The following is a 26,498-nucleotide window of genomic DNA, read 5'->3' on the forward strand; positions in this document are numbered from 1 at the left end:
GATCTTCCCGAACCATGAGGGGCGGGAGGGTATGTTCAACCAGGAGCCGTTTCGCGACGGTTGTAAGGTTCTTTTTTCCAATATGTCCACTGCCACCCCTGTTTCCTTCGAGGAAAGCTTTGCCGCCCTGTTTGAGGAATCCCTCAATCGTCAGGAAATGCGTGCCGGCGAGGTGATCACCGCTGAAGTCGTGCGGATCGATCAGAACTTCGTTGTCGTCAATGCTGGCCTCAAGTCCGAGAGCTACATCCCCATCGACGAATTCCGCAGCGATCGCGGCGAAGTGACCGCTCAGGTCGGCGACTACGTTCAAGTCGCGATCGAGCAACTCGAAGACGGCTACGGTGAAACCCGCCTGTCCCGCGACAAGGCCAAGCGTATCGCCGCCTGGAACGACCTCGACAAGGCGCTCAACGACGCCATCCTGGTCAAGGGCGTGATCACTGGCAAGGTTAAGGGTGGTCTGACCGTCATGGTCAATGGCATCCGCGCCTTCCTGCCGGGTTCCCTGGTGGACATGCGTCCTGTCAAGGACACCACCCCGTTCGAAGGTAAGGAATTCGAATTCCGCGTCATCAAGCTGGATCGCAAGCGCAACAACGTCGTCGTTTCCCGTCGCGCCGTGCTTGAAGCTTCCATGGGTGAAGAGCGTCAGAAGCTCCTCGAGACCCTCAAGGAAGGTACCGTCGTCAAGGGTATCGTCAAGAACATCACCGACTACGGCGCATTCGTGGATCTGGGCGGTATCGATGGCCTGCTGCACATCACCGACCTGGCCTGGCGCCGTGTCCGTCACCCGTCGGAAGTCCTGTCCGTTGGCGACGAACTCGAAGCCAAGGTGCTCAAGTTCGACCAAGAGAAGAACCGTGTCTCTCTGGGTCTCAAGCAGCTCGGTGAAGATCCGTGGGTCGGCATCTCCCGTCGTTACCCGCAAGGCACCCGCCTGTTCGGTAAGGTCACCAACATCACCGACTACGGCGCATTCGTTGAAGTCGAGCAGGGTATCGAAGGCCTGGTGCACGTGTCCGAAATGGACTGGACCAACAAGAACATTCACCCGACCAAGGTTGTCCAGCTGGGCGACGAAGTCGAAGTGATGATCCTGGAAATCGACGAAGACCGTCGCCGTATCTCCCTGGGCATGAAGCAGTGCATGTCCAACCCGTGGGACGATTTCGCCATCAACCACAAGAAGGGCGACAAGGTCCGCGGCCAGATCAAGTCCCTGACTGATTTCGGTGTGTTCATCGGCCTGGAAGGCGGCATCGACGGCCTGGTTCACCTGTCCGACCTGTCCTGGTCCCTGACCGGCGAAGAAGCCGTTCGCCAGTACAAGAAGGGCGACGAAGTCGAGGCCGTGGTGCTGAACATCGACGTCGAGAAGGAGCGTATCTCCCTCGGCATCAAGCAGCTCGATGGGGATCCGTTCACCAACTTCATCGCCACCCACGACAAGAACACCCTCGTGACCGGCACCGTGAAGTCCGTGGATGCCCGTGGCGCCGTGATCGCCCTGAACAGCGATGTGGAAGGCTACCTGCGCGCGTCTGAGTTCTCCCGTGACCGCGTGGATGATCTGTCCCAACTGCTGAAGGTCGGTGAGTCCGTCGAGGCCCTGATCGTCAACGTCGATCGCAAGACCCGCGGCATCAACCTGTCCATCCGTGCCAAGGATCAGGTCGAGCAGAACGAAGCGATGAGCAAGCTGGCTTCTGATAGCGCGTCCGCCGCCAGCGGCACCACCAACCTCGGTGCGCTGCTGAAGGCCAAGCTCAACGAGCAGAAGTAAGCGGTTCGGGCATGACCAAGTCGGAGCTCATCGCCCGGCTGGCGGAGCGTTTTCCCCAGCTGGTTGCGAAGGACGCCGAGTTCGCGGTCAAGATGATTCTCGATGCGATGACTGACGCCTTGTCGCGGGGTGATCGCATCGAGATCCGCGGCTTTGGCAGCTTTGCCTTGAATTACCGCCCCCCGCGCGTTGGGCGCAATCCCAAGTCGGGTGAAAAGGTACAAGTGCCGGAGAAGTATGTTCCGCATTTCAAGGCAGGCAAGGAGTTGCGGGAGCGCGTTAACATGATGGGTTGATCCCGTCAGCGATGCGGTCTCGTCCGGTGGCCAGAAGCTCGAGCAGGAAGGCGGCGCAAGCCGCCTTCTTTTTTTTGTCTGCGTCGGGGATAATTTCGGCCATGCGTGCTCTCATATGGCTTATCAGGCTCTTTCTCTTCTTGGTGCTGTTTGGCTTTGCACTGAAGAACGACGAAGTGGTGGTCCTGAATTTCTTCTTTGGCGGACAGTGGCAAGCGCCCTTGGTGCTGGTCATCCTGCTCTTTGTTGTCATCGGCGTGCTGATCGGCCTGAGCGCAACGTTCGCGACCGTGTATCGCCAGCGTCGCGAGATCAGTCAGCTTCGCGGCAAGGTGGGTGCTAGTGGTATGCCGGAGGTGCGTAGCGGCGCCCCGGTGGTTAGCGGCCCTGATCTTCCCGAGAGCTACTAGTCCCTATGGAATTCGAACTTTGGTGGTTGCTGGCCTTCCCCCTGTTTTTTGCGCTGGGGTGGTTGGCGGCCCGCATTGACATCAAACATCTGGTCAAGGAGTCGCGGGTATTGCCGCGGACCTATCTGACCGGGCTCAACTTTTTGCTCAACGAGCAGCCGGACAAGGCGATCGATGCCTTCATCGAGGCGGTGAAGATCGACAATCAGACCGTCGAGCTGCATTTCGCGCTTGGCAGTCTGTTCCGCCGTCGCGGAGAGACCGACCGGGCCATCCGAATGCACCAGAACCTGGTCGATCGCGATGACCTGTCCGAGGATCAGCGTCTCCAGGCTCTCTCCGAGCTCGGTCTCGATTTTCTGAAGGCGGGCTTGCTCGACCGTGCGGAGGCTGTTTTCCTGCAGCTGCGCGGCAGCCGGGTGAACGATTTTGCGCTGAAGAACTTGTTGGACATCTACCAGCAGGAGAAAGACTGGCGCAAGGCGATCGACACGGCCAAGGCCTTGCCGGAGCATGAGAGTGTGCTGTGGGAAAAGGAGGTTTCGAACTTCCATTGCGAACTCGCCGCCGCTGATCTCGCCAATTCCCGCTTTGATGACGCGAAAGAGAGCCTGACGCGCGCGCTTGAAATGAGCCGGAAATCGGTGCGTGCGAGCATGTTGCTGGGCGATCTGCACGCGGCACAGGGGGATGACCGGGCGGCGCTTGATGCTTGGAAGCGGGTTGAGAGCCAGAATCCTGTTTATCTCGCGCTGGTTGCGGAGCGGATCATGGATGCCTATCGGCGTCTGGGTGAGCTGGAGCAGGGGATGCAGCTGCTGCGCAGCTACCTCGATCAATATCCATCCCTTGATTTGCTGGATGCCTTGTTTCAATGGGAGTTGCAGCAGGAAGGCCCGCAGGCTGCATATAACCTCGTGCGCGATGAACTGCGCCGTAACCCGACATTGTTGGGGCTCGACAAGTTGCTGGAGGCTGCGCTTCTCACTGCTCCGGTGGCGCAGCGGACCGACATTGAGCTGGTGAAAGGGTTGGTTCATGGTCATACACGACGGGTGGCGCGTTATCGCTGCGAAGCCTGCGGCTTCAAGGCCCGGCAGTTTTACTGGCGCTGTCCCGCCTGCGGTGGCTGGGAAACCTATCCTCCAAAGCGGACCGAGGAATTCGATCTGGCCCCATAGCTCCACTGAAGGGGCGCAGTTGGCACGTTTTCTGGATTCTTCATTGGAAATAAGCGTATGAAAATCACTGTAGTCGGTACTGGGTACGTAGGCTTGGTGTCGGGGGCCTGTCTGGCAGAGATGGGCAACGACGTGCTGTGCCTCGATCTGGATCCCGAGAAGATCCGGATTCTTGAGGAAGGCGGGATTCCCATTCATGAGCCGGGCCTGGATCAGGTCGTTGCGCGTAACGTGGCTGCGGGGCGTCTGCATTTCACGACGGATGTCCAGGCAGCGGTGCAGTTTGGCACCATCCAGTTCATAGCCGTCGGTACGCCGCCGGATGAGGACGGCTCCGCTGATCTGCAGTACGTTCTGTCTGCGGCTCGCGCAATCGGTCGGCATATGACCGACTACAAGGTGATCGTCGACAAGAGCACCGTGCCGGTTGGTACGGCGGACAAGGTCAAGGCGGCGGTGCAGGCTGAGCTCGATGCGCGTGGCGAGGCCATTCCGTACAGCATCGTGTCCAACCCGGAGTTCCTCAAGGAAGGTGCCGCGGTTGAAGACTTCATGCGCCCGGACCGCATCGTAGTCGGTGCGGAGGATGATCAGGCGATCTTCCTGATGAAGGCCTTGTACGCACCCTTCCAGCGCAACCACGAGAAGCTGCTGATCATGGATCTGCGCAGTGCGGAGCTGACCAAGTACGCCGCCAACGCGATGCTGGCCACCCGCATCAGTTTCATGAACGAACTGGCCTTGCTGGCTGAATCCCTCGGGGCCGACATCGAGCTGGTTCGTCAGGGTATCGGCAGCGATCCGCGTATCGGCTATCACTTCCTGTATGCGGGCTGTGGCTATGGCGGCTCCTGTTTCCCGAAGGACGTCAAGGCGCTCATCCGGACCGGTGCTGACGAAGGTCATGCGTTGCGTGTGTTGAACGCAGTGGAGGACGCCAACGACGCGCAGAAGCTCGTGCTGGTGAACAAGATCGTCGCCGAGTTTGGTGATGATCTGTCCGGCCGTAACTTCGCCATCTGGGGCCTGGCCTTCAAGCCGAATACCGACGACATGCGCGAGGCACCCAGTCGGGTGATCATCGCCGAATTGTTCCGCCGTGGTGCGACTGTAACGGCTTACGATCCGGTGGCAATGGCCGAGACGCGCCGGATTTTCGGCGATGAGCCGCGCCTGCGTTACGCCGAGCGCCCGATGCAGGCCCTCGACGAAGCGGATGCGCTGCTGATCGTGACGGAGTGGAAGGAGTTCCGCAGTCCCGACTTTGCGGTCATCAAGGAAAAGCTGAAGACGCCAATCATCTTCGATGGGCGTAACATCTTCGACCCGAAGCTGCCGCGTCAGGCCGGCCTCACTTACCTGAGCATCGGCCGGCCGTAAGTCTGGCGTAAAACTGACAAATTGTTTCGGGGGCTTCCGTCGGAAGCCCCTTTTTCATCCGGCGGAGCCAGGCGCACGTGGAGCTGAACGGATGGCTCAGGGTTTGCTTGTCTGGCTTGGGGCGGCATTCTGTATCATCGCTTCAATCCGGCATCCCATTGGACGGAATCATGGAATTCAAAACACTCGAGGACTACGTGGGGCAAACCCCGCTGGTCCGTCTCAAGCGCATCACCGCAGGGCAGAACAATGTCATTCTGGCCAAGCTGGAGGGTAACAACCCGGCGGGCTCGGTGAAGGACAGGCCGGCCATGTCGATGATTCTGCATGCTGAATTGCGCGGTGACATCCGCCCCGGCGATACGCTGATCGAAGCAACCAGCGGCAACACCGGCATCGCGCTGGCAATGGCGGCGGCTATTCGCGGCTACGGCATGATCCTGGTCATGCCGGAAAACCAGAGCATCGAGCGTCGGCAGACGATGCGGGCCTTCGGTGCCGAACTGGTACTGACTCCGAAGGAGGGTGGCATGGAGCTCGCCCGCGACGTGGCCGAAAAAATGCGCGACGAGGGGCGCGGCGTGATCCTCGACCAGTTCGCCAATCCGGACAATCCTCAAGCGCACATTGATGGCACCGGGCCGGAGATCTGGCAGCAGACCGGCGGAACGATCACCCACTTCATCAGCAGCATGGGCACCACCGGTACCATCATGGGCGTCTCCGCGTACTTGAAGGCGCAGAACCCGGCGATCCGGATCATTGGTTGCCAGCCGACCGAAGGTGCGCAGATTCCGGGGATTCGCAAGTGGCCCGAGGCTTACCTGCCGAAGATCTACGACAAGAGCAAGGTCGATCACCTGGAGTACGTGGCGCAGGCTGACGCCGAAGAAATGACCCGTCGCCTGGCACGGGAGGAGGGCATCTTCGCTGGCATTTCCTCCGGTGGCGCCATGCATGTCGCGCTGCGTCTGGCTGAACAGGTCGAGAATGCGGTCATCGTCTCGGTTGTCTGCGATCGGGGTGACCGTTATCTGTCCACCGGGGTATTCCCTGCCTGATGGCTGCTCTGGCTACCACCCTCGTCTTCGACATCGAGACGATCCCGGATGTCCAGGGGATTCGCGTCCTGCATGGGCTGCCCGCTGAACTTCCAGACGAGGAGGTGGCTGAGTTCGCGTTTCAGCAGCGGCGGGCGGCGAACGGCACGGACTTTCTGCCCCATCACTTGCAGCGGGTCGTCACGATTTCCTGCGCGTTGCGGGATGCAAGCCAGTTCCGGGTCTTTTCCCTGTCGGAGCCGGAGTGCACAGAAGGGCAGTTGATCCAGCGCTTCTTCGACGGCATCGAGCGCTTTACACCGCAGATCGTGTCGTGGAACGGCGGTGGCTTCGATCTGCCAGTGCTGCATTATCGAGGCATGCTGCATGGCATCGTCGCGCCGCGATATTGGGATCTTGGAGATGGGGACTTTCATGACTCCCGTGACTTCAAGTGGAACAACTACATCAGCCGCTACCACACCCGCCACCTGGATCTGATGGACCTGCTCGCGCTGTATCAACCGCGTGCGAATGCGCCGCTGGATGATCTGGCCAAGCTGATGGGGTTTCCGGGCAAACTTGGTATGGATGGTTCGGCGGTCTGGAGGGGGTACTGCGAAGGGCGCATCGGCGAGATTCGCGATTACTGCGAGACCGATGTGGTCAACACCTACCTGGTATTCCTGCGTTTCCAATTGATGCGCGGTGCGCTCGACAAGACGCAGTACGACGTGGAGATCGCCTTCGTGCGGGAGTCTCTCGGCCGTGTGGCGGCTCCCCGTTGGCAGCGCTTTCTGGCGGCATGGCCGCAGGTGGAAGAGGGAAAGTGAAAATAGTGTTGACAACTTCTGAAGTTCATCTATAATGCGGGCTTCTTAGGCGCGTAGCTCAGCTGGTTAGAGCACCACCTTGACATGGTGGGGGTCGTTGGTTCGAGTCCAATCGCGCCTACCAAACACCTAAGAGGAAAACGCAATGTTTCGAACTTGCAGTGCCCTTGACTAAATAGTGTCGAGTCAGCCTGTAAGGCGTTTTTCGGTAGAGAAAAAAGTGCGGCTCGGCCGCACTTTTTTTTTGCCCAGATTTTTCCTTTGAGCGAGCCACCATGCCCAACATCACCTTGCCCGACGGTTCTGTTCGCAGTTTTGAGCAGCCTGTAACCATTGCCCAGGTTGCTGCGTCGATTGGTACCGGCCTTGCCAAGGCAGCTCTTGCCGGCAAGATTGAAGGCAATCTGGTCGATACTTCCTGTTTGATCGAGTCCGATGTGGCGTTGTCGATCGTTACGGACAAGGATCCCGACGGTCTGGAGGTCATTCGCCACTCGACCGCCCATCTGCTGGCCTATGCGGTCAAGGAGCTGTTCCCGGAGGCGCAGGTGACCATCGGGCCTGTGATCGAAAACGGCTTCTACTACGATTTTTCCTACAAGCGCCCGTTCACTCCGGAAGATCTGGTGGCGATCGAGGCGCGCATGGCTGAGCTCGCCAAGCGTGATATTCCTGTCGAGCGCAGCGTGCTGCCGCGGGATGAGGCGGTGGCGTACTTCAAGTCCATCGGTGAGCACTACAAGGCTGAAATCATTGCGTCGATCCCGGAGGATCAGGATGTCTCCCTGTATCGGGAGGGTGATTTCACCGACCTGTGTCGTGGTCCTCACGTGCCGTCCACTGGCAAGTTGAAAGTCTTCAAGCTGATGAAGGTGGCTGGCGCCTACTGGCGCGGCGACTCCAAGAACGAGATGTTGCAGCGCATCTACGGTACCGCCTGGGCCAAGAAGGAAGACCAGGAGGCCTACCTGCACATGCTGGAAGAGGCCGAGAAGCGGGATCATCGCCGTCTGGGCAAGCAGCTCGATCTCTTTCATCTGCAGGAAGAGGCGCCGGGTCTGGTGTTCTGGCATCCCAATGGTTGGACGGTCTGGCAGGCGGTCGAGCAGTACATGCGTGCCGTCTATCGCAATAATGGCTATCAAGAGGTGCGCTGTCCGCAGATCCTGGATCGTTCGCTGTGGGAGAAGTCTGGTCACTGGGAGCACTACAAGGCCAATATGTTCACCACCGAATCGGAAAGTCGAGATTACGCGGTGAAACCGATGAACTGCCCGGGGCACATCCAGATCTTCAATTCCGATCTGCGCTCCTATCGCGAGTTGCCGCTCCGCTACGGCGAGTTCGGGGCCTGTCATCGCAACGAACCTTCCGGTGCGCTGCACGGCATCATGCGGGTGCGCGGCTTCACCCAGGATGATGGGCATATCTTCTGTACCGAAGATCAGATCGAGGCCGAAGTCACCGCCTTCAATGCCTTGGTTCGCAAGGTGTATGCGGATTTCGGCTTCAAGGATGTGGCCGTCAAGCTCGCCCTGCGTCCGGATAGCCGGGTGGGTTCGGACGAAGTGTGGGACAAGGCCGAGAGCGGCCTGCGTTCCGCGTTGCGTGCCAGTGGCCTGGAGTGGGATGAGTTGCCGGGCGAGGGTGCCTTCTATGGTCCGAAGATCGAGTTCCACATCAAGGACGCGATTGGTCGCTCCTGGCAGTGCGGTACGGTCCAGGTGGACTTTTCCATGCCGACTCGCCTGGGGGCTGAGTACGTGGGCGAGGATAACGGCCGCCATACGCCGGTGATGCTGCACCGGGCCATCCTGGGTTCGCTGGAGCGCTTCATCGGTATCCTGATCGAGAACTACGCGGGAGCCTTGCCCATGTGGCTGGCGCCGGTACAGGCGGTCGTGCTGAATATCTCCGAATCCCAGGTGGATTACGTCACGGATGTGGTCAATTCCCTGCGTGCTCGCGGCTTCCGCGTCGAAGCTGATTTGCGCAACGAGAAGATTACTTATAAAATACGCGAACATAGCGTGCGTAAGTTGCCGTACATCCTTGTCGTGGGCGATAAGGAAAAGGCAGCTAATGTAGTGGCCGTGCGCGCCCGAGGAAATCAAGACCTCGGTCAACTGACCCTAGATTCGGTTGTTGAGCGTTGGCAGTACGAGGTTTCCTCGTTTGCTGGCACGGCCTGATTTTTTTGTTTTCATAGGAGACTTGAACCATCGCTCAGGAAAAGAAGCTGCGCATCAACGGCGAAATTAGTGTGCCGGAAGTGCGCTTGACGGGTGAGGACGGTGAGCAGATCGGCATCGTTTCTCTGCGTGCTGCACTCGAAGCGGCGGAAGAGGCCGGTGTGGATCTGGTAGAGATCGCACCGATGGCCAAGCCGCCGGTGTGTCGCTTGATGGACTTCGGCAAGTACAAGTACGAAGAAGCCAAGCGCGCCCACGAGGCCAAGCAGAAGCAGAAGCAGATCCAGGTCAAGGAAGTCAAGCTGCGTCCGGGTACGGACGAGAACGATTACCAGATCAAGCTGCGTAACCTGATCAAGTTCCTGAACGATGGTGACAAGGCCAAGGTGACGCTCCGTTTCCGCGGTCGCGAAATGGCTCACCAGGAGTTCGGCATGCGCCAGCTCGAGCGTATCAAGGCCGACTTGGACGAAATCGCCCAAGTCGAACAGATGCCGAAGATGGAAGGGCGCCAGATGATCATGGTTATCGCGCCGAAAAAGAAGCACTGAGGATTTTCGGGGCCTTCGGGCTCCGGAGTACGGCGGACAACATAGTCCGCCGGAACAAGTGGTGACGGGTTGTTGAAGCGTTTCCGAAAGTCGGAAGCCACCTGGTGCCATGATATAAGTGGAGTACTTCATGCCCAAGATGAAGACCAAGAGCGGCGCCGCCAAGCGGTTCAAGATCCGCGCTTCCGGTAGCATCAAGCGTTCGCAGGCGTTCAAGCGCCACATCCTGACCAAGAAGACCACCAAGAGCAAGCGCCAGCTGCGCGGCATGACTGCCGTGCATGCTTCGGACGAAAAGTCCATCCGCGCAATGATGCCTTACGCTTGATTTAGGAGAACGCAATGCCCCGAGTTAAACGCGGTGTAACCGCTCGCGCCCGCCACAAGAAGGTCCTCGATCAAGCCAAGGGCTATCGCGGCCGTCGCAAGAACGTATATCGGATCGCCAAGCAGGCGGTGATGAAGGCCGGTCAGTACGCTTACCGTGACCGTCGTCAGCGCAAGCGTCAGTTCCGTGCCCTGTGGATCGCCCGTATCAATGCGGCCGCCCGTGAAGTTGGTCTGACCTACAGCCGCTTCATGAACGGTCTGAAGAAGGCCTCCATCGAAGTGGATCGCAAGGTTCTGGCCGACCTGGCCGTGTTCGACAAGCCCGCTTTTGCGGCGCTCGCCGAACAAGCCAAGGCCAAGCTCGCTGCGTAATCTTGCGTAGCACGAAAAAAGGAGGCCTAGCCTCCTTTTTTTTGTCCTGAACCCGGGATAAGACAGGAAAAATGGATCAACTCGATCAACTCGTCGCGCAGGCTGGCGTGGATTTCGCCGCCGCCGCGGACGGAGCAGCCCTGGAGGCCGCCAAGGCGCGCTACCTGGGCAAGGGCGGTTCTCTCACCGAACTGCTGAAGGGCCTCGGCAAACTCGATCCGGAAGCCCGCAAGACGGCCGGTGCCGAGATCAACAAGGCCAAGGCCGCCATCGAAGCGCAGCTCAACGCGCGCCGCGATGCGCTGCAACAGGCCGCGCTCGAAGCGCAATTGGCCGCCGAAGCACTGGATGTGAGCCTGCCTGGCCGTGGTGCCGGCATCGGTGGTCTCCACCCTGTGGTGCGTACGCTGGAGCGTGTCGAACAGCTGTTCCGCTCCATCGGCTTCGATGTGGCCGAAGGGCCGGAGATCGAGACCGATTTCTACAATTTCACGGCATTGAACACCCCGGCCAACCATCCGGCCCGTTCGATGCACGACACCTTCTATCTGGAAAACGGCGAGGGCGTGCTGCTGCGCACCCATACCAGTCCGGTCCAGATCCGCGCGATGCAGGCCCACGTCGAGGCCTACAAGGATCGCGACACGATGCCCGAGCTGCGCGTGATCGCGCCGGGCCGCGTCTACCGCGTCGACTCCGATGCCACCCACTCCCCGATGTTCCACCAGGTCGAAGGCCTGTGGGTGGGCGAGAGCGTCAGCTTTGCCGACCTGAAGGGCGTGGTCGCTGACTTCCTGCGCAGCTTCTTTGAAAGCGACGACCTGCAGGTGCGTTTCCGTCCGTCCTTCTTCCCGTTCACCGAGCCTTCCGCCGAGATCGACGTGGCCTTTATGAGCGGTGCGTTGAAGGGGCGCTGGCTGGAGATCGCCGGCTGCGGCATGGTCCATCCCAACGTTTTGCGCTTCGGTGGCATCGACCCCGAGCGTTACACCGGCTTTGCTTTCGGCATGGGGCCCGACCGGCTGACCATGCTGCGGTATGGCGTCAATGACCTTCGCCTGTTCTTCGAAGGCGATCTTCGTTTCCTCGGTCAATTCAGGTAAGCCATGCAATTCTCAGAACTCTGGTTGCGCAGCTTCGTCAGTCCGGACCTCGATTCGGACGCGCTTGGGCATTTGCTCACGATGGCGGGGCTGGAAGTGGAAGAGCAGGACGGCGTGGCCGCCCAGTTTTCCAAGGTGGTGGTCGCGCAGATCGTCGAGGCCGAAAAGCACCCCAACGCCGACAAGCTGCGTGTCTGCAAGGTGGATGCGGGGCAGGACGAGCTGCTCCAGATCGTCTGCGGTGCGCCGAATGCGGCCGCCGGCATCAAGATCCCGTGCGCGCTGGTGGGCGCCGACCTGGCCGGTTTCGGCATCAAGGCGGCCAAGCTGCGCGGCGTCGAGTCCTTCGGCATGCTGTGCTCCGCCAAGGAGTTGGGCATCTCCGAAGAGAGCAACGGTCTGCTGGTGCTGCCGGAGGATGCGCCTGTCGGTACCGACCTGCGCGAGTACCTCGACCTCAACGACACGCTGTTCACCATCAAGCTGACGCCGAACCGCGCCGATTGCCTGAGCCTGACCGGCATCGCCCGTGAAGTCGCAGCGCTGACCGGCAAGCCGCTCAGCCTGCCGGTGAGCGAGCCCGTGGTGCCCGTCCATGATGGTGTACGAGGCATCGTGCTCGACGCGCCGGAAGCCTGCTCGCGTTACGCCGGCCGGATCATCCGCGGTGTCGACGCCAAGGTTGCAACGCCCGACTGGATGAAGCAGCGCCTGGCCCGCAGCGGTATCCGCTCGATCAGCGCGCTGGTGGACGTTACCAATTACGTGATGCTCGAACTGGGCCAGCCGCTGCACGCCTTCGACGAGGCCAAGCTGAACGGCGCCATCCACGTGCGTTTCCCGCAGGCGGGCGAGCAGGTGCTGCTGCTCAACGGCCAGACCGTCACGCCGGCGGCCGACACCCTGCTGATCGCAGACGAGTCCCGCGCGCTGGCGCTGGCCGGCATCATGGGCGGCGAGGAAAGCGGCATTACGCTGGAAACCACCGATCTATTCCTGGAGAGCGCCTTCTTCGCCCCGGATGCGATCGCCGGGCGCGCGCGCGCCTATGGTTTCTCGTCGGATGCGTCCTACCGCTTCGAGCGCGGCGTCGACTTCGCATTGGCCGCTCAGGCCATCGAGCGGGCAACCCGCCTGATCGTGGATATCTGCGGTGGCTCTGCCGGTCCGGTGAACGAAGTCGTCGATGCGGCCAAGCTGCCCGCCCGTGCGCCGATCCGCCTGCGCGCCGCGCGCGTGCGTCGTGTGCTGGGTATCCAGCTGACGGCCGATCACGTCGCCGAAATGTTCATCCGCCTGAATCTCCAGGTAGCCCGTGACGGCGAGGATTTCGTTGTCACGCCGCCGTCCTACCGCTTCGACCTGGAGATTGAGGAGGATCTCATCGAGGAGATCGCGCGCCTGCACGGCTACGACAATATCCCGACCGTTGCCCCGAAGGGCCCGATCAGCATGTTGCCGCGCCCCGAGGCCCGTCGCGACACGATGACCGTCCGCCGCCTGATCGCCAGCCGCGAGTATCAGGAAGTCATCAACTTCGCCTTCGTCGAAGAGGCCTGGGAGAAGGACTTCAGCGGCAACGCCGACCCGGTCCGTCTGGCTAACCCCATCGCCAGCCAGATGAGCGTGATGCGCTCCAGTCTTATCGGCGGCCTGGTGTCCAACGTGGTGACCAACCGCAAGCGCCAGACAACTCGCGTCCGCGTCTTCGAGATCGGTCGCTGCTTCGCGAAGGATGCTGCCGGCAAGCCGGTTGAGGGCTACCACCAGCCGCTGCGCGTGGCCGCGCTGGCGGCGGGCCTGGCCAAGGCCGAGCAGTGGGGGGAGTCCAACCGGAACGTGGACTTCTACGACGTCAAGGCTGACCTGGAAGCGCTGCTGTTCCCGCGTGTCGCTGAGTTCGAGCGGGCTTCCCATCCTGCCCTGCACCCGGGCCGCTCCGCGCGCGTGCTGCTCGATGGCCGCGAAATCGGTTTCATCGGCGAACTGCACCCGATCTGGGTACAGCGTTACGAACTGGGCACTGCGCCGGTGGTCTTCGAGATCGAACTCGACGCACTGCTCGGTACCGTGACGCCGGCTTACAAGGAGTTGTCCCGCTTCCCGGCGGTGACTCGTGATCTGGCGCTGGTCGTCGAGCAGGATGTGACGGCGGCAAGTCTGCTGAAGGGCCTGCAGCAGGTGGCTCCGGTCATTGTGCAGCGCATCGAACTGTTCGATCAGTACCAGGGCAAAGGTATCGAGCCGAACCGGAAAAGCCTTGCTTTCCGTGTAGTTATGCAAGAAACTCAGCGGACTCTGGAGGACGCTGAAGTGGATGCCGCGATGACTGCCCTGACCCGCCATGCCGAAGAAAATCTCGGCGCGAAGTTGAGGGCCTGAGTCAACATGGGTATGACACTTACCAAGGCGGAACTCGCCGACATGCTGTTTGAACAGGTGGGACTCAACAAGCGCGAAGCCAAGGACATGGTCGAGTGCTTCTTTGAGGAAATCCGCCTGGCGCTGGAGCGTGGGGATTGCGTCAAACTCTCCGGCTTCGGCAACTTTCAGCTTCGCGAGAAACCGCAGCGTCCTGGTCGAAACCCCAAGACTGGTGAAGAGATCCCCATCACCGCCCGGCGTGTGGTGACTTTCCACGCCAGCCAGAAGCTCAAGGCCAATGTGGAGCAACTGAGTGATGTCGCAAAGTGAAGTTCCGGCGATAGCCGAATTGCCGCCGATTCCCGCCAAGCGCTACTTCACCATCGGTGAGGTCAGCGATCTGTGCGGGGTCAAGCCTCATGTGCTGCGTTACTGGGAGCAGGAGTTCACCCAGTTGCGGCCGGTCAAGCGGGGTGGCAATCGGCGCTACTATCAGCATCACGAAGTGCTGCTGATTCGCCGGATTCGCGAACTGTTGTACCGGGACGGCTTCACCATTTCTGGCGCGCGCAACCAACTCGGTGAGCTGGGGGCGCGTAAGCTCGAAGATGTGGAGGAAGCTGCCGGTTTGCGCGGGCAGTTGAGCGATATCCGTGCGGAGATCAAGTCCATTCTCGATGATCTGCGTCGCTGACGCGACGACGCCTTACACAGCTTTCAAACTCTCCCGGCGGTCCGTCATCCGGACCGCCTTTTTCTTGGGACTCTCCCCATGACTTATTGTGTCAGCATGCTGCTCGATGCGGGTATGGTTTTCCTGTCGGATTCCCGTACCAATGCGGGCGTCGACCACATTAATACCTTCCGCAAGATGTCCATTTTCCAGCGCCCCGGCGAGCGGGTGATGGTCCTGATGAGCTCGGGCAATCTGGCGATTACGCAGCAACTAGTGTCGATGCTGCGTGAGACGATGGCGGCCCAGGATGGGCGGGAAAACCTGTGGTCGGTGCCGAACATGTTCGAGGCGGCCCGGCACGTGGGCGACACGCTACGCGAGGTGCATCGGCGGGATGCAGACGCGCTGCAGAGCTTCGGCATCGATTTCACTGCGGCGCTTATTCTCGGCGGACAGATCGGCAATGAAGCACCGCGCCTGTTTCATGTCTACGCGGCTGGCAACTTCATCGAGGCTACGCCGGACACACCGTACTTCCAGATCGGCGAGTCCAAGTACGGCAAGCCGATTATCGACCGCGTCGTGAAAAGCCAGACCAGCCTGGACGAGGCGGCCAAGCTGGCGCTGATCTCCATGGATTCGACGATCCGCTCGAACCTTTCGGTGGGCGTGCCCCTCGATCTGGCCATCCTCAAGACCGACGAGCTCAAGATTTCGTCCCACGTCAGTATCGACGCGAAGAACGAATATTTCGCGATGATCCGCAACCGCTGGAGCGAGGCCCTTGGTCACGCCTTCGATGAGTTGCCCAACCCTGATTGGCTCAGCGGCGAAGCGGCCCCGAAGGGTGACGCTTAAGTTCGGTTCTCACCACCCCTGCGCCATGCGCCGGCCCTGTTCGCACTCGGTGCGGAACTGCAGGAACTGGCGCAGGCGGCGGGGATCGACTTTGCCGCTTTCGGCGGCCTCGCGTAGCGCGCAGCCCGGCTCGGCGTCGTGGCGGCAATCGCGGAAACGACACTCGCCGCGGTAAGGGCGAAACTCCCGGAAGCTGTCTTCGAGCTCTTCGGCGCTGAGGTGCACCAGGCCGAATGTCTGCATGCCGGGGCTGTCGATGATGCCGCCACCTTCTGGCAGCGCATAGAGGCGGGCGAAGGTGGTGGTGTGCTTGCCGGTATCCAGCACTTCGGAAATCTCGCGGGTTTCGGCCCGTGCTTCAGGTATCAGGGCATTGGTCAGCGTGGATTTTCCCATGCCGGACTGCCCCACCAGCAGGCTTGTTTCGCCGATCAGGCGGGCCCGCAGCAACTCCACGTCACTCAGCGCGGACAGTTCCAGAACAGGGTAGCCCAGAGCGACGAAGGGCGCCAGTTGCGCGCGAGCTGCCTCCAGGTTGGTGCTCAGGTCGGTCTTGTTCAGTACGATCAGTACCTTCAGATGCTGACTTTCCGCCGCGCAGATGCAGCGGGACAGGAATTCGTCCGAGAAACTGGGTTCTGTCGCTACCACCAGCGCGACCTGAGTTGCATTGGCGGCAATCAGCTTCTGGCGCCAGGCATCCGAGCGGTAGAGCAGGCTGCTGCGCTCAACCAGCTTCTCGATGACGCCCTGGCCCGGCCCGGTCGATGCGTACTGTACCCTGTCCCCGCAGGCGAACAGGCTCTTCTTGCCTCGCGGTACGCACAACAGGATCTCACCCGCTTCGGAGCGGACTTCATACTGTCGCCCGAAAGCGGCTACCAGCGTGCCGATGGCCTTCATCGCGCAGCCCCTTGCAGGTGAGCGATGCGGATCGCCGCCGGCGGGTGGGAGTCATAGACGCTGGAGTAGAGCGGGTCCGGTGTGAGGGTCGAGGCGTTGTCCCGGTACAGTTTGACCAGGGCGCTGACCAGTTCGGTGGCCGGCGCCTGGCTGGCCGCGTAGGCATCGGCCTGGAATTCATGGCGCCGCGACCACATGCTCATTAGCGGGGTCAGCGGGAAGGTGAAGATCGGCAGTACCAGCGCAAACAACACCAGCGTAGGGGCCGTGCCGTTCTCCTGCATTCCCAGCCCGTTGAAGAACCACTCCTGGCCGGCCAGGTGGCCGAGCAGTCCGAAGAAGACCAGGCTGCCGGCGCCGATGACGGCAAGGCGCTTCCACAGGTGGTGGTGGTGGTAATGGCCGAGTTCGTGGGCGAGCACGGCTTCCACCTCGGTGGGGGCGAGCTTTTCCAGCAGCGTGTCGAAGAAGACGATGCGCTTGGCGGCGCCGAAGCCCGTGAAGTAGGCATTGCCGTGGGCCGAGCGCTTGGAGCCGTCCATGACGAACAGGCCGGACAGGCGGAAGCCACAGCGTTCCATCAGGCCTTCGATGCGGGTCTTCAGCGGGCCATCCTCGAGGGGTTGGAATTTGTTGAAGAGCGGGGCGATGAAGGTCGGGTAGACCAGCAGCACGAGCAGGTTGAAGCCCAGCCAGAAGGCCCACACGTACAGCCACCACAGCGGGCCCATGGCCGCCATCAGCCACAGCACGAAGCTGATCAGCGGCAGGCCGATGACGGCGGACAGCACAATGCCCTTCAGGGTGTCGGCGACGAACAGCGCAGGGGTCAGCCGGTTGAAGCCGAAGCGGGCTTCGAGCCCGAAGCTGCGATAGACGGTGAGCGGTAGGTCCACCAGCCAGGAGACGGATGCCACCACCGCGATGAAGGCCACGCTGTGCTGAAGCGTGCCGGGCGTGAATACCGTGGCGCTCAGTGCGAACAGCGCCTGCAGGCCGCCGCCGACGGTCAGGCCCAGCAGCAGGGCGGCGGAGATCAGCAGATCGACGATGCCCAGCCTGACCCGGGCGACCGTGTAGTCAGCTGCTTTCTGATGAGCGTCGAGGGCAATGCTCGCCGCGAAGGCGGCCGGCACTGCGGCCCGATGGCCGGCCACATGGCGAATCTGCCGCTGGGCCAGCCACAGACGGGTGAGCAGGCCGGCGCCAAGGGCAAAGAGGAACAGGGCGGTGAAGCTGCTGGAGGTCATCGGTCGGGAAAAGACACCGGGGGAAGGCGCTGGAAGGCGTGACGGGAAGCGGCAAGCGCGTAAAATCGCGCCTTTACCGAAAAGCGAGCCGATTATGGCACAGGACCAGAATCACCTCATCTGGCTGGACATGGAAATGACCGGCCTGAATCCCGACAGCGACCGCATTATTGAAATGGCGATGGTCGTCACCAACAGCAATCTCGACGTGGTGGCGGAAGGCCCGGTCATTGCGGTCCGCCAGCCGGACGCCGTGCTCGACGGCATGGACGAGTGGAACAAGAACACCCACGGTCGTTCCGGCCTGATCGACCGGGTCAAGGCGTCCAGCATCGGGGAGGCGGAAGCCGAGGCGATCTACTTGGAGTTCATGAAGCAGTACATCCCGTCGCGCACCTCGCCGATGTGTGGCAACTCCATCGGTCAGGATCGCCGCTTCATGGCGCGCTACATGCCCAAGCTGGAAGACTGGTTCCATTACCGCAACCTGGATGTGTCCACCCTCAAGGAGCTGGTCCGCCGTTGGCGTCCGGATGTCTACAAGGGTCTCGAGAAGAAGGGCGCCCACCAGGCCCTGGCCGACATTCACGAATCGATCGCCGAACTGCGCTACTACCGCGAGCACTTCCTGAAGGTATGAGCGCCGTGCCTCGAGCCTTCGCCGACTGGTGGCGCCGCAATCGGCGGCGAGTGCTTGGGGTGCTGTTGCTGTGCGCATTCTTCTTCGCGCTTGGCTATTTCACTCCGCGGGTGGCCTCGCCGCTAATGTGCAAGGTCTACGGCTGACTGAGTTCCCGCGGCGCTTGCCGCGGGAGTGTCGATTTACGAAATCTGCTGCACGCCCTTGCCGATCAAGGTCAGGCCGGAAGCGATCAGGAACAGGTTCAGCAGCCTGGCAAAGCCCGCTCCGCCCAAGCGCTTGTCCACATGGCGGCCAAGCGCCATGCCCAGGTAAGCGGCTGGCAGCATCGCCAGCGCGGTGAGCAGCAGGCGGTCGTCGATGAGGCCGGCGGCCACGCACAAGGCGATCCGCCAGCCGGTGGACAGGGCGATCATGACCGCCTGGGTGGCGCGATAGGCTTCCCGTCCGGGCAGATGGGCCTGCAGGTAAGTGGCATAGACGAAACCGCCGCTGCCGAACAGCCCGCCCAATACCCCCCCGAATCCCCCGTACAGCCAGGCGGCACCTTGTCCAGGAGCCTCGGATCCGTGACGTCCGCGCAGTTCGCGCAAGCCGTAGCCGGCCACGAAAAGGCCGAGCAGCATCGCCAGGATGCCCAGCGGCAGATGGGCCAGCAGGCTCACGCCGACCAACTGGCCGGCCAGCATGCCGGGCACCAGGCGCATCAGGCTGCTCCGGTTGATGAGGTGGCGGGCCTGGTAGCCCCGCTGCAGCGAGCCCGCGGCGTCGAGCAGGGCCAGAAGGGGCACGATGCGGCTGACCGGCATCACCCAGGCCAGCGGTGTGCTGGCGATGAGTGCGGAACCGAAGCCGAGCAGCGCAAAGATGGCGTAGGCGACGACCAGAATCGCAAAAGCCGTCGCCAAGGCGGAAATATCGGCGGTGCTGAAGAGCAGGGTGGGCATCCAGTTTTCCATGATCTTTGTGCAAGGAGTCGACGTGTATGGAATTCTGGAATTGGTCGATGTATAACGCCAATATCAATTTTCTTCTCAAGTCATGATTTTCTGGAATGCTTAGCCTGCGTCAGATCCGCTACTTCCTGGCCGTTGCCGAAACCGGCAATCTTTCCCAAGCGTCAGTCGGGCTCTTCGTCGCGCAACCGGCGCTCAGCCGGCAGATCGCGCTAATGGAGGAGGAGCTGGGTTTTCCGCTGTTCGTCCGCGAGGCGCGCGGTGTAAGCCTTACGCCGGGCGGCGCGCTGTTCCGCGAGCGTATCGGGGATGTCACCCAGGCTATAGACGAAGCCGCGGAGGATGCGCGCTGCCTGGCCCGTGGGGAGTCGGGCGTGTTGCGGCTGCTGCATTCGAGCTCGATCCCCATCGGCGGTCCACTGCTGGCCAGCCTGCAGGCTTTTGCTGAAGCGGCGCCGGCGGCGCGGGTGGATCTGGACCGGGTTTCGTCAGAGATACAGGTGGCCGAGATCGCTGCCGGTCGTGCCGACATAGGTGTGGCGCGGATGCCGGTGCTGCGCAGGGATCCGGCCGTGCAGTTCGCTCCGCTGGCGAGGGAGCGGCTCGTCGTGGCGATCCCGGCCGCGCATCCTCTCGCCAACCGGCAGAGCCTTCGGCTCGCCGATCTGGCCGAGGTGCCCTTCGTGTCGGCGGTGCACCGGGAGCGAGGGGGGCTGGCCCGGCGGATGACGGACCTGTGCCTGCAGCGGGGCTTCGTGCCGCGGATGGGAAATGTCATTTCCCGCAAGACCTCGATGCTGAGTCTGGTGGCGGCCGGCTTCGGCATTGCGGTGATCCCGGAGGGCATGGTCGCCCTGGTGCCCGCCGGCGCACAGGTGCGGCCGCTTGATGACAGAGATGCGACCACCGACGCGGCGATCCTGCTGCCGCACGCGCCGTCACCGCTGGCCCGGCGCTTTGCGGCCCTGTGCGAGGAACGCTGGCAGCGGGCTCTGGTTTCGGGATAACCGTTCAGCTACCGCGCAGCCATTTGCGGCTGGTCTGGCTTTCGAGCAAGTCCTGCGGGGTGTTGAGCCCCTGAGCCTTGGCGCGGGCCAGCGCCACCTGGTGGAGCTGGGCGACGGCGAGGGCTTCCAGTACCGCGTCGTGACGGTCTGGCCGGTCGATGCCGAAGGCGCCGAGCCAGGCGTCCATGCTGGCCTGGCCGGCGATCCGTTCTGGGTACAGGCTGGGCATGATCACCATCAGGTCCAGCCATTCCAGCGCCGGTACACTGCCCAGGTTCTGTTCGAAACCCCGCTCGAGAATGCCTTGGTTGAACGGTGCGTTGTAGACCACCAGTGGTGCACGGGCGATGAAGTGCAGCAGCCCAAGCAGAGCTTCGGCTGGCGCGGTGAGCAGTTCGGCTCGGAAGCTCTCGGCCGGGTGTAGCAGCCCGCGGTTGATCGCCACTGCGCCGACGCCGATGAGGCGCTGCCCGCCGCCGTCCATCGGCCGGCTTTCCGCATTGACGACCACGTAGCGTGTCTCGAAATGGCTGCGTCCCAGTTCGGGGGGGCGGTGACGCGTGATCGTCGCCAGGCTGGCCTGTTGTTCGGGACTGAGGCCCGGTCCGCTGCTGGGCAGGAGTCGGGAGAGCCAGCTCATATTTGGTAGTCCAGCTTGAGTCGCAGTTGGATCTTGCGGGCCTGGCGGAAGGCTTCCTTGAGGATGCGCCGGTCCAGCTCGTTGAGGTCGTCCGGCTTCACCCGGTTGTCACCTGGCGCACCGTGGTCGGTGTCCAGGTGCTGGTGGCGCAGGCGCAGCAGCTGGATGAAATGGAAGCCGTCTGCCATCGCGGCGAGTTCCTCCGCCGGCATGCCGATCCGGCCGCCGCCCTGGCGCAGGCGCTGCACTGTGCTGGTGGCCTCGACGCCGGTGCGCAGGGCCAGCACGCGGGCGGCGTCGACGAACAGGCGGGCGCCGAATTTCTTCAGATCGATGGTGCCCGGATACTTGGGATCGTCGTCGGTGACGAAGTCGCGGATCTTGCCCAGTGGTGGCGACACGTCCAGCGCATTGGTGGCCATTGCCTTCAGGAAGGCCGGGTTGCCGCCGGTCATCGACAGCAGCCAGTGGCGCAGCCTGTAGGCAAGCTTCTCGTCGCCGAACAGCACGCGGAAGTCGAAGAAGATGGTGGCGTTGAGCAGGGCTTCCGGGTGCGGTTCGCGGATCCAGGTGCCGAAGCGCTCCCGCCATTCGTCGATGGTGAGGCACAGGTCCGGGTTGCTGGCCATGATGTTGCCGGTGCACAGCGGGAAGCCGCAGCTCGCCAGGTCGTTATTGACGTCGCGGGCGAACTCCAGCAGGCGCAGCTTGAGGGGTTCCTTGTCGGCCCATTCGGGCAGCACGTAGATGATCCCGTTGTCCTGGTCTGTTGATAGGGTTTGCTCGTGGCGGCCTTCGGAGCCGAAGGCCAGCCACGCGTACTCCACGCCGTAGAGGTCGTGACGGTCCAGGTTGAGTTCGATGATGCGGCGCGTCAGCGCATCGTTGAGGGCCGAGATGAACTGGGTCAGCTGCTCGGCGCCGATGCCCTGGGCCAGCAGGTTGAGGGCCAACTGGCGGATGTCCTGGCTTGCCCGCTGCAGGGCCTGTACATCAGCTGCGCTCTCTATGCTGGAACGGATCTGCCGCAGGCCGATGCGTTGCAGCGCGAACAGGTCGCGCTCGGAGATGACGCCCTTCAGCTTGTCTTCCGCATCCACCACGAGGATGTGGCGCACGCCGTGGGTGGCCATTTCGAGGGCGGCATCGTAGGCGCTGGCATTGCAGCCCAGGGTGTGGGGCGGAGCAGTCATCACGTCGGCGATCGGCCGGGCCAGATCGAAGCCAGGCAGCACGATGCGCTTCAGGATGTCGCTCTGGGTCAATACGCCGACGGGCTTGTCGTCGTCCCCGGCGACCGCCATGCAGCCGACGCCAGCCTCCACCATCTTTTCGAGGGCGGTGCGGGTGCTGAGTCCGGGCGGCACGAAGACCGGCGCCTTCTTGATCAGACTGGACAGTGGCGTGGTCATTGTCTGCTGCTCGGCAGCCCGTTGGGAGAACTGGATCTGCAACTGTTCCCGCGATTGATTGAGCAGGCTGGCGATGTAGCGCGTGCAGAACAGCTGGAAACTCGGGCTGATCTCCTGCAGGTGCAGGAAGTCGGCGGCCGGCAGCTGGAAACAGTAGGTGTCTTCCACCGCGAGGTAGCCGTTGGTGGACGGCCGCCCGGCGGATATGGCGCCGATCGGGAAGCCCTCGCCGGGCCCCAGGGTCAGCGTGGCATATTCGGTGACGGCAACACCCCCGACCTGACGGGCCTGTACCTTGCCCCGATACACGATGTAGAAGAAGCTCGGCGGACCGTCTTCCGGCATCAGGATTTCCGAATCGGCCGGGTAGAAGGCGGTGGCCAGGCGTTCTCCGAGGAAATGCAGGGCTTCGGCCTCCATCCGGTCGAAGGGCGGATGGCGCCGCAGGAAGTCGAGATTGGTGCGGATCAGGGTATCGGGAGCGGTAGTGACCATAAGCGGGACGCAAGGCACGGATCAAGCCCATGAATCTACCTCGCCCTTGCCCCCCGGTGATGATCTTGCGCAATAAATCGTTACTTTTGCACACGTGACGGTGCCGGGCCGCCGGACGGCGGGCTGGGCGCTGACCCGGCTACAATCGGGCCCGATTTGAGCCTGACTCCAAGGAGACCCCATGACTGTTCCGCTCTTGCCCGCCGTCGAGATCACAACGGCTCCCGAACCGACCCATGCGGTGATCTGGCTGCATGGCCTGGGTGCCGATGGCCACGACTTCGAACCGGTGGTGGACGAACTCGACGCCGACCGCTTGCCGCCGACCCGCTTCATCTTCCCGCACGCACCGGAGCGCGCAGTGACGATCAATGCCGGCTACATCATGCGAGCCTGGTACGACATTGTGTCGATGGACTTTTCCGAGCGACGGGAAGACCCGGTCGGCGTGCTGGAGTCGGCGGCCCAGGTGGAGGCCTTGATCGCCCGCGAGAACGCCCGCGGCATCCCCGACGAGTGCATCGTACTGGCTGGCTTTTCCCAGGGCGGGGCCATTGCGCTGCATACTGGCCTGCGCCATCCGCGACGGCTGGCGGGCATCCTGGCACTGTCTACGTATGTGCCACTGGCCGATAAGCTGGCGGCGGAAGCGGCCGAAGCTAACCGGGATGTGCCGATCTTCATGGCTCACGGGCAGCATGATCCAGTGATCCCCCATGCTTTTGGCAAGAAGTCCGGCGATCTGCTTGTCGCTGCCGGCTATCCGCTCGAGTGGTATGGCTATCGGATGGAGCACAGCCTGTGTCTCGATGAAATCAGGGATATCGAAAACTGGCTCGCCACCGTGTTGAAGGGCTGACGGGCCCACTGCGTGCAAGGGCTCAGGGCGGTGGCACCCAGGCGATTTGCGTGGTGTCCGCGATCCCGCCTCAGGGCGTTGACGGCACCAGCACTTCCTCGCAGACAGCCAGCCACGCCCGCGCAGCGTGAGAGAGGTAGCGGCGGGGCTTCCAAATCAGCGCCACGTCCCAGTCGATGCCGGGCGAGGCGAGGGGGCGCACCGCCAGTTCGTTGCCCACGTTGAGGCGGGCCAGCAGCGGTGCTGGCAGGAAGGTGGTGCCGAGGCCGGCCGCAGCCATTGCTACGAGGAAGTCCCATTGCCCACTCTGGGCGGCGATACGCGGCGTCAGGCGGGCTTCGTCGAAGGCGGCGCGCAGGCGGCGGGTCAGGGAGAAATCGTCGGGCAGCAGCACCAGCGGCTCGTCCTGCAGTGATGCGATGCGGACGTCAGCGCCCTGTGCCCAGCGCGCATGGCGCGGCCCGACGACCAGGATGGGGTAGCGCCCGTAATGGCGGCTGGTCAGTTCCAGCGCCGGGTCGGCCGGCAGGATGGTGACGCCGACCTCCAGTTCGCCGCTCGCCACCTGCTGTTCGATCACCTGACCGCCGTTTTCCTGCAGGGTCAGGCGCAGGCCAGGATAGCGCTCGCAGAAGGCCTTCACCACCGGCGAGAACAGCAGGTTGATCATCGGCGGCATGCCGACGGTAAGTTCGCCGCGGGTGAGGGCGGTCAGGTCGGCGACTTCCCGGGACAGCTCCTGCATGACGCCGAGGGCCTCCTGGCCGCGCGCGAACAGGATCCGCCCCACGTCGGTGAGGCGCAGCTGACGCCCTTCGCGGCTGAGCAGCGGCTGGCCGATCTCGTCTTCCAACTGTCGGATCATCTTGCTGACCGTCGATTGGGTAACGTGGAGCTTTTCGGCGGCCAGCGTGAAGCTGTTCTGGCGGACGGTTTCGATGAAATAGCGAAGCGCGCGCAGGTCCATTGGTCATGAAAAAAGCGACTGGTTTCAAGTAGTTTAAGTCATCCATTGACTTATTTCCGACTTCTATACTTCCACGCGAACTTGCCCGTCGAGGCGAGCCCAACAAGATTAGAAGGATCGGAGAAATAAGTATGTCCATGGACCGTATTCGCCTGCAGCGCCTGCGAGAGCGCATCATGTCGCCGGAAGAGGCCGCCCTGTTGTTCAAGGACGGCATGACCGTCGGCATGAGCGGCTTCACCCGTGCTGGTGACTGCAAGGCGGTGCCCTTTGCGCTGGCCGAGCGCGCCACCCGCGAGCCGCTGCAGATCACCCTGATGACCGGTGCGTCCTTGGGCAACGATATCGATAAGGTGCTGACCGAAACCAACGTCATCGCCCGTCGCATTCCTTTCCAGTCCGATCCGACCCTGCGCCGCAAGATCAACGCCGGCGAGGTTGCCTTCATCGACCAGCACCTGTCCGAGACCGTCGAGCAGCTGCGCTCCGGCCAGATCGCGCCGGTGGACATCGCCGTCGTCGAGGCGACCGCCATCACCGAGAACGGCGGCATCGTGCCAACCACCTCGGTAGGCAATTCCGCCAGCTTCGCGGTGCTGGCCAAGAAGATTATCGTCGAGATCAATGTGAAGATGCCGGAGGGCCTCGAAGGCCTGCACGACATCTACATCCCGACCTACCGTCCGCATCGCCTGCCGATTCCGCTGATCTCTCCGGAGCAGCGAATCGGCCTGCCATACATCCCGGTCGACCCTGAGAAAATCGTCGCCATCGTGCTGACCGAGAAGGCCGACAGCCCGTCCAACGTGCTGCCGCCGGACCACGAGACCAATGCCATTGCCGGCCACCTGAACGAGTTCCTCTACCGCGAGGTGAAGGCCGGCCGTCTGTCGCCGTCCCTGCAGCCGCTGCAGGCCGGTATCGGCACCATCGCCAACGCGGTGCTGCACGGCATGCTGGATTCCCCGTTCCGTGATCTCAAGATGTACTCCGAAGTGCTGCAGGACAGTACCGTCGAGCTCCTCGACGACGGCCGTCTGACCTTCGCGTCGGCATCCAGCATCACCCTGTCGAAGAGTGCCTACGAGCGTGTGCTGGGCGACATCGAGCGCTACAAGCAGCGTTTGGTGCTGCGTCCGCAGGAGATCAGCAACCACCCGGAAGTCATCCGGCGCCTGGGCCTGATCACCATCAATACGGCGCTGGAGTGCGACATCTACGGCAATGTGAACTCCACCCACGTGGGCGGTACGCACATGATGAACGGCATCGGCGGCTCCGGCGACTTCGCCCGCAACGCGCACCTTTCGGTGTTCGTCACCAAGTCCATCGCCAAGGACGGCAAGATCTCCAGCATCGTCCCAATGGTGTCCCATGTGGATCACACCGAGCACGACACTGACATCATCGTCACCGAGCACGGCTTGGCCGACCTGCGGGGCCTGGCGCCCCGCGAGCGGGCCCGCCAGGTCATCGACAACTGCACCGACCCGCTGTACCGCGACGCGTTGCGCGACTACTTCCTGCGCGCCACCAAGCGCGGCGGTCACACACCGCATCTGCTGCAGGAGGCTTTTGCCTGGCACCTGCGCTACGAGCAGAGCGGTTCGATGCTCGACAAGCAGCCGGAGCCAGCCTTCGCCTGATTGTCTTACCCCAAACCGGAGCGCGCGCAGGCCGCGCTCCCGGCTCCTTCGGCCGTCGATAATGCCCTTCGATCCGAAGTCCAGGTAGTAACGCCTGCATCTCCCCCAAGGCCAGCCCGCATTCCGCGTCCCTCTCCCCGCGGAATGCGGTGTTGGTTTTTTTGCGTCTACTCAGTTGCTTTGATCGTAAGGATCATTTGTGGCGTGATTCAAGAATGGCTTCCGTGAAATTCTGCGCAGTCGGACGCGTGCAAATCGCTGCCGGACGGAATTTGTTTCTTAAGAATTTTTTAGGGTGGTCGTTATACACAGGGAAGAAGCACCGGTGCTTCAAAAGGTGAGGGTGGC

Annotated in this window: 27 protein-coding genes and 1 tRNA gene; 22 read left to right on the top strand and 6 right to left on the bottom strand. The window is 62.3% G+C overall.

The genetic code is table 11. From position 1 onward, the window contains the following. Window positions 1-82 precede the first annotated feature (82 nt). The 17 genes from rpsA (at window position 83) to AC1PPK_RS13040 (ending at window position 15,375) form a co-directional block, all read left to right on the top strand. On the top strand, window positions 83-1,789 hold the full coding sequence (gene rpsA, locus AC1PPK_RS12960) for a 30S ribosomal protein S1 (protein ID WP_481113472.1): 1,707 nt from the start codon (window positions 83-85) through the stop codon (window positions 1,787-1,789). Between the two features lie 11 nt (window positions 1,790-1,800). Continuing rightward, window positions 1,801-2,085 (top strand): integration host factor subunit beta, encoded by a 285-nt coding sequence (locus AC1PPK_RS12965; RefSeq protein ID WP_481113473.1) that lies wholly within the window; start codon window positions 1,801-1,803, stop codon window positions 2,083-2,085. Window positions 2,086-2,186: 101 nt separating this feature from the next. Further along, entirely contained in the window at window positions 2,187-2,495 is a 309-nt protein-coding gene (locus AC1PPK_RS12970; RefSeq protein WP_481113474.1) for a lipopolysaccharide assembly protein LapA domain-containing protein, read from the top strand. Window positions 2,496-2,500: 5 nt separating this feature from the next. Beyond that, a complete protein-coding gene (gene lapB, locus AC1PPK_RS12975; protein WP_481113475.1) occupies window positions 2,501-3,676 on the top strand; it encodes a lipopolysaccharide assembly protein LapB in 1,176 nt (391 codons plus the stop codon). A gap of 57 nt (window positions 3,677-3,733) precedes the next feature. Then, window positions 3,734-5,056 carry a UDP-glucose dehydrogenase family protein gene (locus tag AC1PPK_RS12980; protein WP_481113476.1) on the top strand — a complete coding sequence of 441 codons (1,323 nt, stop codon included), beginning with the start codon at window positions 3,734-3,736 and terminating at the stop codon, window positions 5,054-5,056. Window positions 5,057-5,226: 170 nt separating this feature from the next. Beyond that, on the top strand, window positions 5,227-6,117 hold the full coding sequence (gene cysM / locus AC1PPK_RS12985) for a cysteine synthase CysM (RefSeq protein WP_481113477.1): 891 nt from the start codon (window positions 5,227-5,229) through the stop codon (window positions 6,115-6,117). Further along, a complete protein-coding gene (locus AC1PPK_RS12990; protein ID WP_481113478.1) occupies window positions 6,117-6,929 on the top strand; it encodes a 3'-5' exonuclease in 813 nt (270 codons plus the stop codon). The genes cysM and AC1PPK_RS12990 overlap by 1 nt, the downstream gene beginning before the upstream one ends. A 47-nt stretch (window positions 6,930-6,976) precedes the next feature. Further along, window positions 6,977-7,053: transfer RNA gene (locus AC1PPK_RS12995), tRNA-Val, on the top strand. Window positions 7,054-7,204: 151 nt separating this feature from the next. After that, entirely contained in the window at window positions 7,205-9,121 is a 1,917-nt protein-coding gene (thrS, locus tag AC1PPK_RS13000; RefSeq protein WP_481113479.1) for a threonine--tRNA ligase, read from the top strand. Between the two features lie 47 nt (window positions 9,122-9,168). Continuing rightward, window positions 9,169-9,672, top strand: coding sequence for a translation initiation factor IF-3 (gene infC, locus AC1PPK_RS13005; RefSeq protein ID WP_254050880.1), 504 nt, complete (start codon window positions 9,169-9,171; stop codon window positions 9,670-9,672). Window positions 9,673-9,802: 130 nt separating this feature from the next. After that, on the top strand, window positions 9,803-10,000 hold the full coding sequence (gene rpmI / locus AC1PPK_RS13010; protein WP_481113480.1) for a 50S ribosomal protein L35: 198 nt from the start codon (window positions 9,803-9,805) through the stop codon (window positions 9,998-10,000). Between the two features lie 14 nt (window positions 10,001-10,014). Next, entirely contained in the window at window positions 10,015-10,374 is a 360-nt protein-coding gene (rplT, locus tag AC1PPK_RS13015; RefSeq protein WP_079434014.1) for a 50S ribosomal protein L20, read from the top strand. A gap of 71 nt (window positions 10,375-10,445) precedes the next feature. Beyond that, on the top strand, window positions 10,446-11,477 hold the full coding sequence (gene pheS, locus AC1PPK_RS13020; RefSeq protein ID WP_481113481.1) for a phenylalanine--tRNA ligase subunit alpha: 1,032 nt from the start codon (window positions 10,446-10,448) through the stop codon (window positions 11,475-11,477). Window positions 11,478-11,480: 3 nt separating this feature from the next. Next, window positions 11,481-13,859 (top strand): phenylalanine--tRNA ligase subunit beta, encoded by a 2,379-nt coding sequence (gene pheT, locus AC1PPK_RS13025; RefSeq protein ID WP_481113482.1) that lies wholly within the window; start codon window positions 11,481-11,483, stop codon window positions 13,857-13,859. Between the two features lie 6 nt (window positions 13,860-13,865). After that, window positions 13,866-14,171 (top strand): integration host factor subunit alpha, encoded by a 306-nt coding sequence (locus AC1PPK_RS13030; RefSeq protein WP_173862649.1) that lies wholly within the window; start codon window positions 13,866-13,868, stop codon window positions 14,169-14,171. After that, window positions 14,158-14,535: a MerR family transcriptional regulator gene (locus AC1PPK_RS13035; RefSeq protein WP_481113483.1), complete on the top strand. Its 378-nt coding sequence runs from the start codon at window positions 14,158-14,160 to the stop codon at window positions 14,533-14,535. Before AC1PPK_RS13030 ends, AC1PPK_RS13035 begins: the two co-directional genes overlap by 14 nt. A gap of 78 nt (window positions 14,536-14,613) precedes the next feature. Continuing rightward, on the top strand, window positions 14,614-15,375 hold the full coding sequence (locus tag AC1PPK_RS13040; protein WP_481113484.1) for a proteasome-type protease: 762 nt from the start codon (window positions 14,614-14,616) through the stop codon (window positions 15,373-15,375). A 9-nt stretch (window positions 15,376-15,384) separates the two neighbouring features. Here AC1PPK_RS13040 and rsgA read toward each other — a convergent pair whose 3' ends face one another. Both rsgA and AC1PPK_RS13050 read right to left on the bottom strand, forming a co-directional pair. Then, window positions 15,385-16,278, bottom strand: a complete 894-nt coding sequence (gene rsgA, locus AC1PPK_RS13045; protein ID WP_481113485.1) for a ribosome small subunit-dependent GTPase A — start codon at window positions 16,276-16,278, stop codon at window positions 15,385-15,387. Next, on the bottom strand, window positions 16,275-17,528 hold the full coding sequence (locus AC1PPK_RS13050; protein WP_481113486.1) for a M48 family metallopeptidase: 1,254 nt from the start codon (window positions 17,526-17,528) through the stop codon (window positions 16,275-16,277). The genes rsgA and AC1PPK_RS13050 overlap by 4 nt, the downstream gene beginning before the upstream one ends. 94 nt (window positions 17,529-17,622) lie before the next feature. Here AC1PPK_RS13050 and orn point away from each other — a divergent pair, with 94 nt between their 5' ends. Together orn and AC1PPK_RS13060 are read left to right on the top strand one after the other, a co-directional pair. Then, window positions 17,623-18,168, top strand: a complete 546-nt coding sequence (orn, locus tag AC1PPK_RS13055) for an oligoribonuclease (RefSeq protein ID WP_481113487.1) — start codon at window positions 17,623-17,625, stop codon at window positions 18,166-18,168. Beyond that, window positions 18,165-18,314, top strand: a complete 150-nt coding sequence (locus AC1PPK_RS13060) for a hypothetical protein (protein ID WP_481113488.1) — start codon at window positions 18,165-18,167, stop codon at window positions 18,312-18,314. The genes orn and AC1PPK_RS13060 overlap by 4 nt, the downstream gene beginning before the upstream one ends. 36 nt (window positions 18,315-18,350) lie before the next feature. Here AC1PPK_RS13060 and AC1PPK_RS13065 read toward each other — a convergent pair whose 3' ends face one another. Beyond that, window positions 18,351-19,115 (bottom strand): TSUP family transporter, encoded by a 765-nt coding sequence (locus AC1PPK_RS13065; protein WP_481113489.1) that lies wholly within the window; start codon window positions 19,113-19,115, stop codon window positions 18,351-18,353. A gap of 107 nt (window positions 19,116-19,222) precedes the next feature. Between AC1PPK_RS13065 and AC1PPK_RS13070 the strand changes: the two genes are divergently transcribed. Continuing rightward, window positions 19,223-20,131, top strand: a complete 909-nt coding sequence (locus AC1PPK_RS13070) for a LysR substrate-binding domain-containing protein (protein WP_481113490.1) — start codon at window positions 19,223-19,225, stop codon at window positions 20,129-20,131. A gap of 4 nt (window positions 20,132-20,135) precedes the next feature. Here the strand turns inward: AC1PPK_RS13070 and AC1PPK_RS13075 are convergent, their stop codons facing one another. Both AC1PPK_RS13075 and AC1PPK_RS13080 read right to left on the bottom strand, forming a co-directional pair. Further along, window positions 20,136-20,771 (bottom strand): 3'-5' exonuclease, encoded by a 636-nt coding sequence (locus tag AC1PPK_RS13075; RefSeq protein WP_481113491.1) that lies wholly within the window; start codon window positions 20,769-20,771, stop codon window positions 20,136-20,138. Next, window positions 20,768-22,678 (bottom strand): DUF294 nucleotidyltransferase-like domain-containing protein, encoded by a 1,911-nt coding sequence (locus AC1PPK_RS13080; protein WP_481113492.1) that lies wholly within the window; start codon window positions 22,676-22,678, stop codon window positions 20,768-20,770. The genes AC1PPK_RS13075 and AC1PPK_RS13080 overlap by 4 nt, the downstream gene beginning before the upstream one ends. Before the next feature lie 181 nt (window positions 22,679-22,859). On the opposite strand from AC1PPK_RS13080, the gene AC1PPK_RS13085 reads away from it, so the two are divergent. Then, window positions 22,860-23,537, top strand: a complete 678-nt coding sequence (locus tag AC1PPK_RS13085) for an alpha/beta hydrolase (protein WP_481113493.1) — start codon at window positions 22,860-22,862, stop codon at window positions 23,535-23,537. Window positions 23,538-23,607: 70 nt separating this feature from the next. Here the strand turns inward: AC1PPK_RS13085 and AC1PPK_RS13090 are convergent, their stop codons facing one another. Continuing rightward, a complete protein-coding gene (locus tag AC1PPK_RS13090; RefSeq protein ID WP_481113494.1) occupies window positions 23,608-24,504 on the bottom strand; it encodes a LysR substrate-binding domain-containing protein in 897 nt (298 codons plus the stop codon). Between the two features lie 131 nt (window positions 24,505-24,635). Between AC1PPK_RS13090 and AC1PPK_RS13095 the strand changes: the two genes are divergently transcribed. Next, the gene (locus AC1PPK_RS13095) at window positions 24,636-26,150 is read left to right on the top strand and encodes an acetyl-CoA hydrolase/transferase family protein (protein ID WP_481113495.1); all 1,515 of its coding nucleotides are present in this window, start codon (window positions 24,636-24,638) and stop codon (window positions 26,148-26,150) included. Window positions 26,151-26,498: the final 348 nt, after the last annotated feature.

Source organism: Zoogloea sp. JDB1, from assembly GCF_056724025.1.